The sequence below is a fragment of the Nocardia flavorosea genome (genome assembly GCF_015477805.1).
Lineage (GTDB): Bacteria > Actinomycetota > Actinomycetes > Mycobacteriales > Mycobacteriaceae > Nocardia > Nocardia flavorosea_A.
Genome location: NZ_JADLQL010000001.1, coordinates 1,576,228 through 1,592,097, shown reverse-complemented (window position 1 = coordinate 1,592,097; position 15,870 = coordinate 1,576,228). Strand labels below are relative to the sequence as shown.

General features: G+C 67.8%; 14 protein-coding genes. 9 read left to right on the top strand and 5 right to left on the bottom strand.

Annotated elements, in window-relative coordinates; all coding sequences use genetic code 11:
- Positions 1-145 precede the first annotated feature (145 nt).
- The 4 genes from IU448_RS07105 to IU448_RS07090 all read right to left on the bottom strand — a co-directional run bounded on the left by IU448_RS07105 (position 146) and on the right by IU448_RS07090 (position 3,474).
- Complete coding sequence (locus IU448_RS07105; protein ID WP_195054621.1) at positions 146-1,048, bottom strand: amino acid ABC transporter permease; 903 nt, start codon at positions 1,046-1,048, stop codon at positions 146-148.
- Complete coding sequence (locus IU448_RS07100; RefSeq protein WP_195054620.1) at positions 1,045-1,725, bottom strand: amino acid ABC transporter permease; 681 nt, start codon at positions 1,723-1,725, stop codon at positions 1,045-1,047. The genes IU448_RS07105 and IU448_RS07100 overlap by 4 nt, the downstream gene beginning before the upstream one ends.
- An 82-nt stretch (positions 1,726-1,807) precedes the next feature.
- Positions 1,808-2,647: a glutamate ABC transporter substrate-binding protein gene (locus tag IU448_RS07095; protein ID WP_195054619.1), complete on the bottom strand. Its 840-nt coding sequence runs from the start codon at positions 2,645-2,647 to the stop codon at positions 1,808-1,810.
- Between the two features lie 98 nt (positions 2,648-2,745).
- The gene (locus IU448_RS07090) at positions 2,746-3,474 is read right to left on the bottom strand and encodes an amino acid ABC transporter ATP-binding protein (RefSeq protein ID WP_195055087.1); all 729 of its coding nucleotides are present in this window, start codon (positions 3,472-3,474) and stop codon (positions 2,746-2,748) included.
- Between the two features lie 719 nt (positions 3,475-4,193).
- Between IU448_RS07090 and miaB the strand changes: the two genes are divergently transcribed.
- Together miaB and IU448_RS07080 are read left to right on the top strand one after the other, a co-directional pair.
- The gene (gene miaB, locus IU448_RS07085) at positions 4,194-5,747 is read left to right on the top strand and encodes a tRNA (N6-isopentenyl adenosine(37)-C2)-methylthiotransferase MiaB (RefSeq protein ID WP_280458955.1); all 1,554 of its coding nucleotides are present in this window, start codon (positions 4,194-4,196) and stop codon (positions 5,745-5,747) included.
- Positions 5,744-6,451, top strand: a complete 708-nt coding sequence (locus tag IU448_RS07080; protein WP_228812054.1) for a hypothetical protein — start codon at positions 5,744-5,746, stop codon at positions 6,449-6,451. Before miaB ends, IU448_RS07080 begins: the two co-directional genes overlap by 4 nt.
- Positions 6,452-6,493: 42 nt before the next feature.
- On the opposite strand, the gene IU448_RS07075 is transcribed toward IU448_RS07080, so the two are convergent.
- Positions 6,494-7,882 (bottom strand): DUF349 domain-containing protein, encoded by a 1,389-nt coding sequence (locus tag IU448_RS07075; protein ID WP_195054617.1) that lies wholly within the window; start codon positions 7,880-7,882, stop codon positions 6,494-6,496.
- Positions 7,883-8,248: 366 nt separating this feature from the next.
- On the opposite strand from IU448_RS07075, the gene IU448_RS07070 reads away from it, so the two are divergent.
- The 7 genes from IU448_RS07070 (at position 8,249) to IU448_RS07040 (ending at position 15,815) form a co-directional block, all read left to right on the top strand.
- Positions 8,249-9,025, top strand: a complete 777-nt coding sequence (locus IU448_RS07070) for a hypothetical protein (protein ID WP_195054616.1) — start codon at positions 8,249-8,251, stop codon at positions 9,023-9,025.
- The gene (gene miaA / locus IU448_RS07065; RefSeq protein WP_195054615.1) at positions 9,022-10,074 is read left to right on the top strand and encodes a tRNA (adenosine(37)-N6)-dimethylallyltransferase MiaA; all 1,053 of its coding nucleotides are present in this window, start codon (positions 9,022-9,024) and stop codon (positions 10,072-10,074) included. Before IU448_RS07070 ends, miaA begins: the two co-directional genes overlap by 4 nt.
- Entirely contained in the window at positions 10,071-10,907 is an 837-nt protein-coding gene (locus IU448_RS07060; RefSeq protein ID WP_195054614.1) for a TrmH family RNA methyltransferase, read from the top strand. The genes miaA and IU448_RS07060 overlap by 4 nt, the downstream gene beginning before the upstream one ends.
- A 52-nt stretch (positions 10,908-10,959) precedes the next feature.
- Positions 10,960-11,865: a diaminopimelate epimerase gene (dapF, locus tag IU448_RS07055; RefSeq protein ID WP_195054613.1), complete on the top strand. Its 906-nt coding sequence runs from the start codon at positions 10,960-10,962 to the stop codon at positions 11,863-11,865.
- Between the two features lie 59 nt (positions 11,866-11,924).
- Positions 11,925-13,484, top strand: a complete 1,560-nt coding sequence (gene hflX / locus IU448_RS07050; protein WP_195054612.1) for a GTPase HflX — start codon at positions 11,925-11,927, stop codon at positions 13,482-13,484.
- A 112-nt stretch (positions 13,485-13,596) separates the two neighbouring features.
- Positions 13,597-14,496, top strand: coding sequence for a lysophospholipid acyltransferase family protein (locus tag IU448_RS07045; RefSeq protein ID WP_195054611.1), 900 nt, complete (start codon positions 13,597-13,599; stop codon positions 14,494-14,496).
- A gap of 173 nt (positions 14,497-14,669) precedes the next feature.
- The gene (locus IU448_RS07040; protein WP_195054610.1) at positions 14,670-15,815 is read left to right on the top strand and encodes an acyl-CoA dehydrogenase family protein; all 1,146 of its coding nucleotides are present in this window, start codon (positions 14,670-14,672) and stop codon (positions 15,813-15,815) included.
- Positions 15,816-15,870 lie beyond the last annotated feature (55 nt).

Here is a 15,870-nt window from a genome sequence, read left to right as displayed (position 1 = left end):
GAGGTGCGGCCTGCACTGTACTTCCGTTGCGGGCTGTCCTTCGCGCCTCGTGCGGCAAGTCCGTGCTGCCACGTCCGCTCGATTGTTGCTGTCCGCGCGGTACGAGCCGGGCGGAGCGGTTCTCGGTGCGGCGATCGCCGCGTCGTCACGGTTCCTTCTTGGTGATGTCGACCCCAGGGGCGGCATCGGTGATCACGGTATCGGCCGCGACCACGGCGCCGCCGCGTTTGCGGCGACCGGAACGGAGCCGTTTCTCCAGCTGGGTGGCGATGGTGGAGAGCAGGACGTTCAGCAAGATCATGATGATCGCGACGACGATCAGCGCGGGGATGGTATTCGATTCCGCGGCGCCGAGTTGCTGGGCGCTGCGGACGACTTCCTCGTAGGTGATCACATAACCGAGCGCGGAATCCTTCAGTGCCACCACCATCTGCGAAACGAGCGCGGGCAGCATCGCGGTGATGGCCTGCGGCAACAGGATCAACCGCATCAGCTGTCCCTTGCGCAAGCCCAGCGCGACCCCGGCCTCGGACTGCCCTTTGGGCAGGGAGAGGATCCCGGCACGGACGATCTCGGCGATCACCGACCCGTTGTAGACGGTCAGCGCGGTCACCACGGCGCCCAGCGCCAGATATTCGGAATCGAAGACGTCGTATTCGGAGTACAGGGCGAAGAGGAAGATCATCAGGATCAGCACCGGGATGGCGCGCGCGATCTCGACGATCGTGCCCGCGGTCCAGCGCAGCCACCGGTGATCGGAGAGGCGGGCGATACCGAAGATCATGCCGAGCACGAGGGCGAACACGATCGACAGCGCCGCGGCGACCACGGTGCCCTCCAGGCCCGGCAGGATATAGGTGTTCCATACCGCGCCGTCGAGGAACGGCTCCCATTTATCGGCCGTGAACTGACCTTGGTTCGCGAAACCGCGGTAGATGTACCAGCCCGCGGCCAGCACCGCTGCCAGCACGACGAGCGAGTAGAGAATATTGCGGATCCGGGCGATCGGGCCCGGGGCGTCGTAGAGAACGGATGCCTTGGCGCTCATCGGGCCACCTCGAATCGTTTGGCCAGATGCCCGAACAGCAGGCCGGCCGGCAGCGTCAGGATCACGAAGCCGAGGGTGAAGATGAGGCCGATGGTGATCAGCGCCGCCTCGGTTTCGATCATGTTCTTCATCAGGAATGATGCCTCGGCCACACTGATCGCCGAAGCGACCGTCGTGTTCTTGGTGAGGGCGATGAACACACTGCCCAGCGGTGCGATCACCGACCGGAACGCCTGGGGCAACACGATGATCCGCAGGTTCTGCAGAAAGCTGAGGCCGAGTGACCGACCCGCCTCCGACTGTCCCAGCGGCACCGTATTGATTCCGGCGCGTAGCGATTCGCAGACGAAAGCGGCCGTGTACACGCTCAGGCCGATGACTGCCCAGCGGAAGTTGTTGTCGGCCAGCGAGTTCGGGCCTTCGGAAGCCAGGTTCATGCCCAGTGTGGAGTACAGGCCCAGCGAGCAGAACACCAGGATGAGGGTGAGCGGGGTATTGCGGAACACGGTCACGTAGGCGGTGCCGACCCAGCGGGCCACCGGGACGGGGGAAACCCGCATACCGGCTATGAGGGTGCCCAGTACCAGCGAACCGACCGCGGACAGCACGGTCAGCTTGATGGTCATCCAGAAAGCCTCGAGCAGCTGGGTGTCGTACTCCGAGATCAAATCGAACACGGTGGTTGCGCGCCTCCGATCGGCGGGATGGGCCGGGACCGGCGGGCCGTGCCGTTACCGGCCCGGCCCGCCGATACGGTGATCAGTACCGGTCCACCTGCGGTGCGTCCGGGGTTTCGTAACTGGCGGCCTTGCCGACCGACTCCTGGAACGCGGCATCCCAGGCGCCCGAGCTGATCATCTCCTCGATCGCGTCGTTGATCTTGTCGCGGGTTTCCTTATCACCCTTCTTCAGGCCGATCCCGTAGTTCTCGGTGGTGAACTTCTCACCGACGACCTTGTACTTGCCGGGGGCCTGCGACGCGTAACCGGCCAGGATGATGTCGTCGGTGGTCATCGCCGCGACTGCGCCGCTGTTCAGGCCTTCCAGGCACAGCGAGTAGGTGTCGTAGGTCTGCAGCTGGGTATCGGGGAACTTCTTCTGGATGTTCTGCGCCGGGGTGGAACCGGTCACCGAGCACACCGTCTTCCCGGCGATGCTTTCCGGGCCGGTGATCTCGTTGTTGTCGGCGCGCACCAGCAGGCTCTGCCCGGCCACGTAGTAGGGGCCGGCGAAATCGACCTTCTCCTTACGGGCATCGGTGATCGAGTAGGTGGCGACCACGAAATCGACCTGGCCGTTCTCGATCAGCGTCTCGCGCTGCGCGGAGGGCGCTTCCTTGAAGGTGATGGCGTCCGGCTGGACACCGAGTTTGGAAGCCACGTACTTGGCTACTTCGACGTCGAAGCCGCTGTAGGTGCCGTCGGTATTGCGCAACCCCAGGCCGGGCTGGTCGTATTTGATGCCGATGGTGAGCTTGCCCTCCTGGGCGTTCTCCAGGGCGGTCTTATCGCTGCCGCCACCGCAGGCGGCGGTGGTAGCGGCGGTCACGGCCACGGCGACCGCCCCGACCGCGAGGCGGATTGCTCGGTTGATCCTCATCGGGTGTTTCCTTCCCTCATCATCTTCTCGATGCTGCTGTGCCGCGCCGCTCGCGCCGGCTCCCGCGGATACGCGGAACCGGGCCGGCCTGCGTGCTGTCAGTGGCTGAGTATCTTGCCCAGGAAGTCCTTCGCACGATCCGATTCGGGCGCGCTGAAGAACGTTTCCGGGTCGGTGTCCTCCACGACCTGGCCGTCGGCCATGAACAGCACCCGGTCGCCGGCACGGCGGGCGAATCCCATCTCGTGGGTGACGACCAACATGGTCATCCCCTCTTTCGCGAGCGAGACCATCACATCGAGTACCTCGTTGACCATTTCGGGGTCGAGTGCCGAGGTGGGTTCGTCGAACAGCATCACCTTCGGGCTCATCGCCAGGGCCCGGGCGATCGCGACCCGCTGCTGCTGCCCCCCGGACAGTTGCGCCGGGTACTTGTCCGCCTGGTCGGCGATGCCGACGCGCTTCAGCAATTCCATCGCCCGCGCGCGAGCATCGTCCTTCTTGGCCTTGCGCACCTTCATCGGCGCGAGCATGACGTTCTCGAGGATCGTCTTGTGCGCGAACAGATTGAACGATTGGAAGACCATGCCGACATCGGCGCGCAGGGCGGCCAGACCCCGGCCCTCGGCGGGCAGCGGCACACCGTCGACCCGGATCTCACCGGAGTCGATGGGCTCCAGCCGGTTGATCGTGCGGCACAATGTCGATTTTCCGGAACCCGAGGGGCCAAGCACGATCACAACCTGCCCGCGGGGCACCTCGAGGTTGATTTTGCGCAGAACGTGCAGGGCGCCGAAGTGCTTGTCGACAGCGCGTAGGGAGATCATCGGCGGCGTGGCGGTCTCGCCCGCCGCGCCTGGCGCGTCGGCGTCGGTGGCGTCGTTCATGAAGATGACCTTAGGCCGAATTTCCGGATTTGCGCGCCTTTCGGTGACACACCCGGACGCCACACCGACCCGACATCCGGCCTTAACCCCGCGGCAATCCGCCGTAATCCGTTCACTCGTCGGCGATTTGCCGCGCGCGAAGCCGAACCCGCCCCGAACTCGGTCAGTGTGCCCGATAAGAGTCCATTGTCCGTTATTCGGGGTGGCCCCGGTCCGGACGACCGCCGAGTCCCCGGATGGTGGTGATCCGAGACCACCGGCCGGGCCGAGCGGTCCTTGGCGGGTGGTCTGCTGCGTGACCATGTGCAGTTGGCGCCCGACCTACAGCCTCGACACCACCTCGTCCCGGCCGATGCCGAGTGGACCGGCCGCTCGGCCCGTCCTGCTCCGCGTTACATGTCTCTCGCCTCGACAGAGGCTTCACCTCCGTCCCCGGGGTGGGGCCGCCCGGTTCCGGAGTGAGGAGAACGGGGGAGTGAAGCGGAGGAGCGGAGGAGTGAAGAACCGGGCTCCGAAGGGTCCCACCCGCGAGCCGCGGAGCGGCGTCGAAATTACAGCCCGCTCCGCAGCGGATGGTCGGCCTCGGGTCGTGGGCTCGACCGGCTCCGGCTCGCCGACGCCGGGGGCGCCGGCGAAATCGCAGCCCGTACCCTGTGTGGGTGGATTCGATCGGACAGGTAACGCTTCCTCCCCGGATCGAGCCGGCCGGAACGCGTAGTTACGAGGTCCGCACCTTCGGTTGCCAGATGAACGTGCACGATTCCGAACGCTTGTCCGGTCTGCTCGAGGATGCGGGCTATACCCGGGCCGCGCCCGGCGCGACGGCCGATCTCGTCGTGTTCAACACCTGCGCGGTGCGGGAGAACGCCGATAACAAGCTGTACGGCACGCTCGGTCATCTTGCGCCCATCAAGGCGTCGCGGCCGGGTATGCAGATCGCCGTCGGCGGCTGTCTGGCCCAGAAGGATCGCGATACGGTGCTGCGCAAAGCGCCCTGGGTCGATGTGGTGTTCGGCACGCATAATCTCGGTTCGCTGCCGGTGCTGCTCGAACGCGCCCGGCACAACGAAGCCGCCGAGGTGGAGATTTTGGAATCGCTGGAGGCCTTCCCGTCGACGCTGCCGGCGCGGCGGGAGTCGGCGTACGCGGGGTGGGTTTCGATCTCGGTCGGTTGTAACAACACCTGCACGTTCTGCATCGTGCCGTCGCTGCGGGGTAAGGAGGTCGACCGGCGTCCGGGCGATGTCCTGGCCGAAGTGCAGGCCTTGGTGGATCAGGGTGTTCTCGAAGTGACTCTGCTCGGGCAGAACGTCAATTCCTACGGGGCCTCCTTCGCCGACCCCGATCAGCCGCGGGACCGTGGTGCGTTCGCGAAACTGCTGCGGGCGTGCGGGGGTGTCGACGGGCTGGAGCGGGTGCGTTTCACCTCGCCGCATCCGGCCGAGTTCACCGACGATGTGATCGAGGCGATGGCCGAGACACCAAATGTATGCCCACAACTGCATATGCCGCTGCAATCGGGCTCGGATCGGGTGCTGAAGTCGATGCGGCGCTCGTACCGGCAGGCCCGATTCCTCGGCATCATCGACAAGGTGCGGGCGGCGATGCCGCATGCCGCGATCACCACCGATATCATCGTCGGTTTCCCGGGGGAGACCGAAGAGGATTTCCAGCAGACCCTGGAAGTCGTGCGACAGGCCCGGTTCACCAGCGCCTTCACCTTCCAGTATTCGCCGCGTCCGGGAACCCCGGCGGCCGAGATGGCCGATCAGGTGCCCAAGAAGGTGGTGCAGGAGCGCTACGACCGGCTGATCGCGCTACAGGAGCAGATCTGCCTGGAAGCGAACCGAGAGCTGGTCGGCACCGAGGTGGAGCTGCTGGTGGCCGACGGGGCCGGGAAGAAGAACGCTGCCACCGCGCGGATGAGTGGGCGTGCCCGCGACGGCCGGCTGGTGCATTTCCGGCCCGAGGGTGCGGCCGAGCCGATCCGGCCGGGCGACGTGGTCACAGTGGCCGTGACCGGCGCGGCACCGCATCACCTCGTCGCCGACGACGGGGTCCGCACGCATCGGCGCACCCGCGCCGGTGATGCCCACGAGGCCGGAACCACGCCGAAGACCGCGCCCATCGGAGTGGGGCTCGGGCTGCCGCGGATCGGCGCGCCGGAACCGGAACCGGCGGCCACCGGATGCAGCACCGGATGCGGCGTATGACCGTGCCGGGTGACGACGACCGGGAGCGGGCGGAGGAATCCGGCGCTTCCGGCCCGGCGCAGCCGCCGTCCGGTAACCCGGCGGCGAGAGACGACGAATCAGCCGATGGAAACGAGGATGCAGTGAACCCGGCCGAGACGACCGAGAAGTTCGAGGAGTATCGCGAGGATCTGGACGCGGTGGAACGCCGGATCGCCGGGGAGATCGACCCCGGGGTGCGGGCCATGGTGGTGGCGGGGGCGGTGTTCGTCCTGCTGGTATCTCTGGTGCTGCCCCATGCCGGCGATGCGCGCGGTTTCGATGTGCTGCTCGGTTCGGAGGTGGCCGGCCTCGAGCACATCGGGTTGCCGTCGCGGGTCTTCGTGTGGTTCGTGCTGGTGTTCGGGATCGGGTTCTCGCTGCTGGCGCTGATGACCCGGCGCTGGGTGCTCGCGTGGCTGGCGGTGGCCGGATCGGCGATCGGCAGCGCATTCGGGGTGTTCTCGATCTGGCACCGGCAGACGCCGGGTATCAACAACTACGTGGGCGCGGGCCCGGGGTTCGGGCTGATCCTGGGGACGCTCGCGATCGTGGTGCTGACCTTCCACTGGGTGAAGGTCGTCTGGAGCCGGACCGCGCTGCAGCTGGCCGCCGAAGAACAGCGGCGCAACGCCGCGGCCCTCGAGGAAGAACGGGAGCGCCGCCGACGGCTCGGCGAGGACTGAGTACCCGGCGCGAGGGTCGCGCCGGGTCGTCGCCGGCGCGATTCAGAGGTTGCTGACCGCACCCTCCGCGGCCTCGGCCCATTCGCGCCACTGCCGGGCCTGTTCCAGCGCCTTCTCCGCATCGCGGGTCTTGCCCGCGGCGCTGGCCTTCGCGGCCTGCTCTTCGAATTGCGCCACCCGTTCCCGGAACTGCGCGGCCCGGGCCAGCGCCTCCGGATCGGTCCGGCGCCACTGCGCATCGGCCGCCTGGCGTACCCGCTTCTCCAGCGCTCGCAGCCTGCCTTCCAGGTCGTGCATCCGCTCGCGGGGCACCTTACCGACGGCATCCCAGCTTTCCTGCAGGTCACGCAGTGCGGCCCGGGCGCCTTCGAGATCGGCGTCGGGGTCGATCAGCGGTTCGTAGCTGCGGAGCAGCTCTTCTTTCGCGGTGGCGTTATCGGCGAATTCGGCGTCGCGTTCGGAGGCCGCGGCATTGCGGGCAGCGAAGAATACGTCCTGGGCGCTCTTGAACCGCCGCCACAGGGCTTCGTCGGCCTCCCGCGGCGCCCGGCCGGCGTTCTTCCACTCCACGAGCAGTTCCCGGAAGACCGCGGCCGTCGCCGGCCAATCGGTGGAACCGGACAGTTCCTCGGCGCGGATGCACAGTTCTTCCTTGCGGGCCTTGGCGGCCGCGCGTTCCCGGTCGAGTTCGGCGAAATGCGCGCCGCGGCGGCGGTTGAATGCCTCGCGTGCCTTCGAGTACCGCCGCCACAACGCATCATCGACCTTACGGTCGACTCCCCGGATGGTTTTCCATTCGTCGAGGATTTCACGCAGCCGATCCCCGGCGGCCTTCCACTGGGTGGATTCCGCGGCGATCTGTTCTGCCTCGGCGGCCAGCGCCTCCTTGCGTTCGGTGTGTTCGTGCCGGGTGCGTTCTTTCTCCTCCTTGGCGTGCGCCGCCGCTTCGTCGGAGTGTTCGGCGATGGCGCGCAGGCGGGCCGCCAAGCCCTCGATATCGCCGATGACGGCGGCTGTGGGCAGGGTCTCGGCCAGCGCCAAGGCGGCGGCCTTGGTCTTGCGGGCGTCGGTGCCGGCGGCGAGGCGAGCCTCGAGCAGCGCGACCTCGGTGGCGAGATCGTCGAACCGGCGGCCGAAGTGCGCCAGCCCTTCGGCGGCGTTACCGGCCTGCCAGGAGCCGACGATCCGTTCCCCGTCGGAGGTCTTCACCCATGCCGTGCCGTCGTCGTCCACCCGACCCCATTTGCTCGGATCGGTAGTGGTGGGCACTACGACCGGGTGGGGATGTTCGGTGGCCGGGCCCGCGGGCTTCATCGCCGCGGGCGATGGATGCGGTTCGCCGGGTTTGGGACGGTTGCCGGGCTTGGGAGCGGGCGACGGGCGACCGGCGGTGCCGGGGCCGGGTTTGGCGGTTCCGTTGCTGTGGGTCATTGCTCCTCGTCCCTGCCGCGCGTCACGGCTGCCTGGTTTACGCGCTGCGCATTATGGCTATGCTCTGCTCATTCTGGCTACGCCCGCACGATCTGGCCACATCCGCCGGTCGGTTCGGCCCCGTACGGGCGTGGAACCTGTCGACCGGCTCACCGTTTCCCAGGTGCCGGGCCATCGCCGCGCCGCACTCGCGCATACGGCCCGACCTGCGGATCCGGACCGACCGGTACCTCTTCCGGATACCTCGCACCCTAGCAATTACCACCCGGTTTCCGGGAGAGACACTCATACCCGTCCACCGGGCACGGTCGTGCCGAGGCCACCGAGCGAGGCCCGCCCGTGCAGGCACGGGCTACGGTTGTCGTCGTGTTCTGTCTTGCGGCTCTCATCCCTTCGCCGCCGGTTCTGGTTCCCGAACTGTGCGGCGGCGCGGCACCCGCCGGTGTGACGGCTGCGGCGCTCCCGGGAGAACCTGCCGTGGCCGCCCTGCGGGCAGCTGTTCTCGCCATCGGACGTGAGCTGGCCGAGGTGACGGCGCAGTGGACCGTACTGGGAGTGGGCGCCACCGATCAGGAGTACGACTCCGGTGCAGTGGGCACCTTCCGGGGTTTCGGCCCGGAGGTGACGGTATCGCTGGGCGGCGCGCCCGAGACCCCCGGCCCGGACCCCGGCCTGCCGCTGGCGGTGCTCATCGCCGGCTGGTTGCGCGGGGCGGTGGCGCCGGATGCGCTGGTCCGGGCGCAGTTGCTCGCCGCCGACAGTCCGCCTGCGCGATGTGCCGAGGCCGGGGCAAAATTGCGGGCGGAACTCGATTCGGTGGACGAACCGCAGGGTGTCCTGGTGGTGGCGGACGGGGCCGCGACCTTGTCGACGGCCGCGCCCGGCTATTTCCACCCCCGCGCGCAGACCGTGCAGACCGGGTTGGAGCAGGCACTGGCGGCGGGAGACCGCGCCGCGCTGCTCGATCTCGATCCCGCCCTGTGTGCTGAGCTGATGCTGTCCGGGCGGGTCGCGTACCAGGCAGTGGCCGGGCTTTTCTCCGGTGACCCCGAACCGCCGGTGGTTGCCGAGCGATACCGGGATGCACCCTTCGGCGTCGGCTACTACGCCGGACTGTGGCGACCGGGCAGGGCGGGCCGATGACCGAGGCCGTTCGCCCGGTCGCCGTGGTCGGCCCGACCGCCACCGGCAAATCGGACCTCGCACTCGAGCTGGCCGAACAGCTCAACGGTGAAATCGTCAATATCGACGCCATGCAGCTGTACCGGGGTATGGATATCGGGACCGCGAAACTCCCGCCGGACCAGCGCCGCGGTATCCCGCATCACCAGTTCGACGTTCTCGAGGTGACCGAAACCGCGACGGTCGCCGCCTACCAGGCGGCGGCCTCGGCCGATATCGAGGCGATCATGGCGCGCGGGCGGCTGCCCGTCATCGTGGGCGGTTCGATGATGTATGTGCAGGCGCTGCTGGACCGGTGGGAGTTCCCGGCCACCGACGCGCGAGTGCGGGCCAAATGGGAGGCGCTGCTGGCCGAAGGCGGCGCGGCCGCGGTGCACGAGGCATTGCGGCAGGCGGACCCGGCTGCCGCGGCCACCATCCTGCCCACCGACGGCCGCCGGATGGTGCGGGCGCTGGAGGTCGTCGAGCTGACCGGTAGACCTTTTGCGGCGTCCGCGCCGGCGGTCGGAGAACCGCGCTGGGGCACCCGGATCCTGGGCGTGGACCGCGATACCACCGAATTGGACGCGCGAATCGCGCAGCGAACGGCATCGATGTTCGATTCGGGACTGGTCGAGGAGGTGCGCGGGCTGGCCGGTCGCGGTCTGCGGGAAGGGCAGACCGCTCGCCGCGCGATCGGGTATGCCCAGGTTCTGGCATTCCTGGATCAGGAGTACAGCCTGGACGAGGCCCGGGAGCGCACCTTCATCGGCACCCGCCGCTACGTCCGCCGTCAACGCTCCTGGTTCCGCCGGGACCACCGGGTGCGCTGGATGGACGCGGCGAACCCGGCAGCTACCGAGATCGCGCTGTCACTGCTGTCGGACGTTGCGAACCCCGGCAGTGCGTCCGCCGGTGCGGCGTCCCGCTCCGCGGAACGGACGGTGCCCGGCCCGTATGCGCCGGTGCTGCCCGATTCCACGGCAATCGCTGCGGACAAACCCATGACAAAGGAGTCGACCCGGCCGTGACCCGGCAGATACGCAGTCGCAACGCCGCCGTTCAGGTATGGACGGCCTATCTGGACAACCGGACCACCCGGAATCGGGACGGCCGGTTCCTGGTGCACGGGGTCCGGCCGATCACGCAGGCGCTGGCCTGCGGCTGGCCGTTGGAAACCCTGCTGTACCGGTTGGGCGACGACCCCGGCCTGTCTTCGTGGGCCCGCGATGTGCTCGACAGCAGTCCGGTGCCGGTGGTCGGGCTGGCACCGGAATTGATGGCGGAACTGGGGGAGAAGAGCGCAGGTGCCCCGGAACTGGTCGCGGTCGCCGAGCAGGTCCGGGCCGATCTGGCCGCCTACGAGGCCGGTGACCCGGGCGAAGCTCCCGTGGTGGTGGTGTTCGATCGGCCGAATTCGCCGGGCAATCTGGGCACCCTCATCCGATCCGCCGATGCGTTCGGCGCCTCGGCGGTAGTGGTCAGCGGGCACGGTGCCGACCAGTACGACCCCCGATGCGTGCGGGCGTCCACCGGCTCGCTCTTCTCGGTACCGGTATTCCGGGTGCCGGGACCGGCGGAGGTACTGGCATTCCGGGACCGGCAGGTCGAGCGAGGGATACCCACCCGGATCGTGGGTACCGACGAGCGCGGCGACCGCGCCGTCTTCGATCAGGATCTGATCGATGCCACGATCCTGGTACTCGGCAACGAGACCGGTGGTATGAGCGTCGCATGGTCCGCGGCCTGCGACGATACGGTCACCATTCCGATGGGCGGTACCGCCAGCTCGTTGGGTGCCCCGTCGGCTGCGGCCGTGGCGCTGTACGAAATTTCCCGGCAGCGCCGGACGTTTGCCAGATGAAAATCGTATATCGGACCGAGGAGAACCGACCGACGTGCACGGAGGCGAAGACGTGAGCACCCGCGACGGGCAGGCCGTCGAATTCACCAAGGGACACGGCACCCAGAACGATTTCGTGGTGTTGCCCGACCCCGAGGTGCGGCTGGATCTCACCCCGTCCCGGGTGGCTGCACTGTGTGACCGGCGCCGGGGGCTCGGCGCCGACGGGGTGCTGAGGGTCGCGCGCGCCGGGCAGCTGCACGCGGCCGGGGTGCTTGCGGAACTTCCCGCGGGGGTGAGTGGCGACGATTGGTTCATGGACTACCGCAACGCCGACGGTTCGGTCGCCGAGATGTGCGGTAACGGGGTACGGGTGTTCGCGCACTACCTCGTTCGGCGCGGGCTGGCCGTGGGCGAGCGTTTCGTCGTGGGCAGCCGGGCGGGCGCGCGCCCCGTCGTCGTGCACACCGCCGGTGCGGTGCTCGGCGAGGTGACCGTGGATATGGGGCCGCTGCGCGTTCTCGGGGAATCGACGGCCACACTGGCCGGCTGGGGTTACCCGGGGCTGGGGGTGGATGTCGGCAATCCCCACCTCGCCTGCGTGGACAGTTCCTCGACGGCCGAATCGCTGGCGAAACTGGATCTCACGGCACCTCCGGGATATGACCCGGATATGTTCCCGCGGGGAGTCAACATCGAAATCCTGACCGGGCTCGATACCGCCGGCGGGGTCGATATGCGGGTGTACGAGCGAGGCGTCGGCGAGACCCGCTCCTGTGGTACCGGCACGGTCGCGGCGGCGGCCGCGGCGCTGGCAGCGGACGGTTTCGATCTGGCCGCCGGCAGCGGCGAGGTCACCGTCCGGGTGCCGGGCGGCCAGGTCCGGGTCGGTGTGCACGCGGGCGTGGCGTGGTTGCGCGGCCCGTCCGAGCTGGTGGCGAGCGGGGAGCTGGCCGCCGACTGGTGGGACGCGCAGTAAGTCCCCTACCGGGAAATTCGAATGCGCCGACCAGCGCATGGTGGCAGCATGGAAGGTGTATGAAAAGCACTGACACGTCCGGGACCGGCGAATGGTCCCACGAAGCGTTCGACGCGGAATCGTCCGGATACGACCCGGACGACAGCGGGGACGCTGCCGATATCAGCGGCGCGAGTCGCGGCGGTAACGCCGCGCCCGGTCGCCGGGGCGGCTGGACCGCCGATCCCACCACCGGTGAACTGCAGTTGGAGGATCGCAGCGCGCTACGGCGCATTGCCGGTCTGTCCACCGAACTCACCGATATCACCGAGGTCGAATACCGGCAGCTGCGTTTGGAGCGCGTGGTACTGGTCGGAGTCTGGACCGAGGGCAGCTCCGCGAGCGCCGAGGCGAGTATGGCCGAATTGGCCCGGCTGGCGGAAACCGCGGGATCGGAGGTTCTCGAGGCGCTCATCCAGCGCCGTGACCGCCCGGATCCGGCCACCTATATCGGTTCCGGTAAGGCCGAGGAACTGCGGGCGGTGGTGTTGTCCACCGGCGCGGATACCGTTATCTGCGACGGCGAGCTCACGCCGGCCCAGCTGACCGCGCTGGAGAAGGTCGTCAAGGTCAAGGTCGTCGACCGGACCGCGCTGATCCTCGATATCTTCGCTCAGCACGCCACCTCGCGCGAAGGTAAGGCGCAGGTCGCGCTGGCCCAGATGGAGTACATGCTGCCGCGGCTGCGCGGCTGGGGTGAATCCATGTCGCGGCAGGCGGGTGGCCGGGCCGGCAGCAACGGCGGTGTGGGTTTGCGCGGTCCCGGTGAGACCAAGATCGAGACCGATCGCCGCCGGATCCGCGAGCGGATGGCCAAACTGCGCCGCGAAATCCGTGAGATGAAAACCGCCCGTGACACGAAACGCGCGCGGCGAACGTCCAGCGGTGTGCCGTCCGTGGCGATCGTGGGCTACACCAATGCCGGCAAATCGAGTCTGATGAACGCGTTGACCGGTTCCGGGGTGCTGGTGCAGGACGCGTTGTTCGCCACGCTGGATCCGACCACCCGCCGGGCGCAGCTCGAGGACGGTCGCGAGGTGGTGTTCACCGATACCGTCGGGTTCGTCCGGCATCTGCCGACCCAGCTGGTCGAGGCGTTCCGCTCCACGCTGGAGGAGGTCACCGGCGCGGACCTGCTGCTGCACGTGGTGGACGGTTCCGATGCGCTGCCGGTCGAGCAGATCAAGGCGGTACGCGAGGTCGTCACCGATGTGGTGCGCGAATCGGGTCTGCCGGCGCCACCGGAACTGCTCGTGGTCAACAAGATCGATGAGATCGATCCGGTGGAGCTGACCCGGTTGCGTGCCCTGCTGCCGGGCGCCGAATTCGTTTCCGCGCACAAGGACCTGGGAATCGAACAGCTGCGGACCAGGCTCGGCGAGGTACTCGGCGGGCTGGACGTGGAAGTGAGCGTATTGCTTCCGTACAGTCGCGGCGATCTGCTGGCCCGGATCCATGCCGACGGCCGGATCGAGCAATCCGAGCACACCGAGCACGGCACCCGCGTGCTTGCACGGGTGCCGCGTGCGCTCGCCGCCGCGCTGTCCGATTACGCCCATGCGGGCGCCACGGAGACGTGACGGTCACCGGCGCGCTGATTTCTGATGCGGGAGTGTGGTACTTCGCATAACCGGGTGTGAATACCGCTGATGTCGATTCACAATCAATATCGATCGACTTCAGGAGGGATTCATGGGGAACACGCGCGGACATTTCACGGCCGGCCGGAACCGGCGCCACGATGATGCGGCATTGCCGCGGCTCAGCGACGGGGCACCGTTGTCGGTCGACCTCGGTGATGCCGATCTCCGGTTCCTGGAGGCGCTGCTGGCGCCCGTGCGGGCGTGGAGCGATCCCCGGTTCTTCGGTTTGTCGAATATCCCCGATTCCGGGCCGGTGCTGCTGGTCGCGAACCACAATCTGCTCGGGCTGATCGATGCTCCGCTGCTGTTGCCCGAGGTGCTGCGCCGGCGGGGCCGGTTGATCCGCGGGCTCGCCGAGAATGTGCTGATCCGTGTTCCGGGTGTGCGGCATATGCTGCACCACTACGGTTCGGTACGCGGCACCCCGGAGAACTGCCGGACGCTGCTCGAACACGGTGAGGCGGTGATCGTGTTTCCCGGCGGCGGTCGGGAGGCGATCCGTCGCAAGGGGGAGAAGTACACACTGCGCTGGGAGGGCCGCACCGGGTTCGCCCGGATGGCGATCGAATGCGGGGCGCCGATCCTGCCGGTGGCGATGATCGGGGTCGACGATGCCTACGACATCCTCGCCGACAAGGACGATCTGCTGTTGCGTCCGCTGCGGCGGGTGGTCGAGGCGCTCGGTATCCACCCCGAGCTCACCCCGCCGCTGGTGCGCGGACTCGGGCCGACTGCCATACCGCGCCCCGAGCGGTTCTATTTCTCGATCGGCACCGCGATCGATCCGCAGCCGTGGCGTGAGGCGCACGATCGCAACGAGGCCGCACAGCAGTTGTCGCTGGTGGTGCAGAAGGCCGTACGGGAAGAGTTGACCTTCCTGCTCGGCGAACGCGACCGTGATCGCGGCCGCACGCTCGCCGGTCGGCTGCGCGAGCTGCTGCCCGTCTGAGGATCGTCGCGCACCCGCCGTGGGTGAATGGTAAGGCGGTGCGGGCGTCGATCCCGGAACAGGAACACCAGCGAATTCCGGGCGTGAAGTAAACAACCATTCGCACTCCGGGTACGGTGGATCACAGCGACGGGCCGGTGCGGCCCCGTCGGAGTGTTCACTAGGAGGTTGGTGTGGAGCGCACACTGTTCGAACCCGAGCACGACCTGTTCCGGGAGTCGTACCGCAAGTTTCTCGAGACATATGTGGCGCCGTACCACGACCAGTGGGCGGAGCAGGGGGTCGTGGACCGTTCCGTCTGGCTGGAAGCCGGTAAGCAGGGCTTCCTCGGTATGGCGATGCCCGAGGAGTACGGCGGCGGCGGGGTGAAAGATTTCCGCTACAACTCGATCATCACCGAGGAGACGGTGCGCGGACAGTACTCCGGCCTCGGCTTCTCACTGCACAACGATGTCATCGCGCCGTATCTGCTGGAGCTGGCCGACGAGGAGCAGAAGAAGCGCTGGCTGCCCAAGTTCTGTTCCGGTGAACTGATCACCGCCATCGCCATGACCGAACCGGGTACCGGTTCGGACCTGCAGGGCATCAAGACCCGAGCGGTCCGCGATGGTGACGACTGGGTGCTCAACGGCGCCAAAACCTTCATCACCAACGGCATCAACTCCGATATCGTCATCGTGGTCGCGCAGACCGACCCGGAGAAGGGCGCCCAGGGCTTCAGCCTGCTGGTGGTCGAACGGGGTATGCCGGGCTTCGAACGCGGCCGCAACCTGGACAAGCTCGGCCTGAAGGCGCAGGACACCGCCGAACTCAGCTTCACCGATGTCCGGGTCCCCGCAGCCAACCTCCTGGGTCAGGAGGGGATGGGCTTCATCCACCTGATGCAGAACCTGCCCCAAGAGCGGCTCTCGATCGCGGTCATGGCGGCCGCGGCGATGGAAGCCTGCCTGGACATGACCTGCCAGTACGTCCGGGACCGCAAAGCCTTCGGCAAACCGATCGGCGCGCTGCAGAACACCCGGTTCGTGCTCGCCGAGCTGGCCACCAAGACCACCGCGGTGCGGGTGCTGGTGGACCGTTGCATCACCGAATTGAACGCGGGCACACTGTCGGTCGAGGACGCGGCCATGGCCAAGTGGTGGAGCACCGAGGAACAGGTCGAGCTGATCGACCGCTGCCTGCAGTTGCACGGCGGGTACGGCTATATGCGCGAGTACCCGATCGCCCAGGCATATCTGGATGCTCGCGTGCAGACCATCTACGGCGGGACCACCGAGATCATGAAGGAGATTGTCGGGCGCAGCCTGAAGCTTTCCTGACCATTCCGGTCCGGGAGATCAGCTGAGGGGCAATGTATCGCGCGGGTGCGTGCCC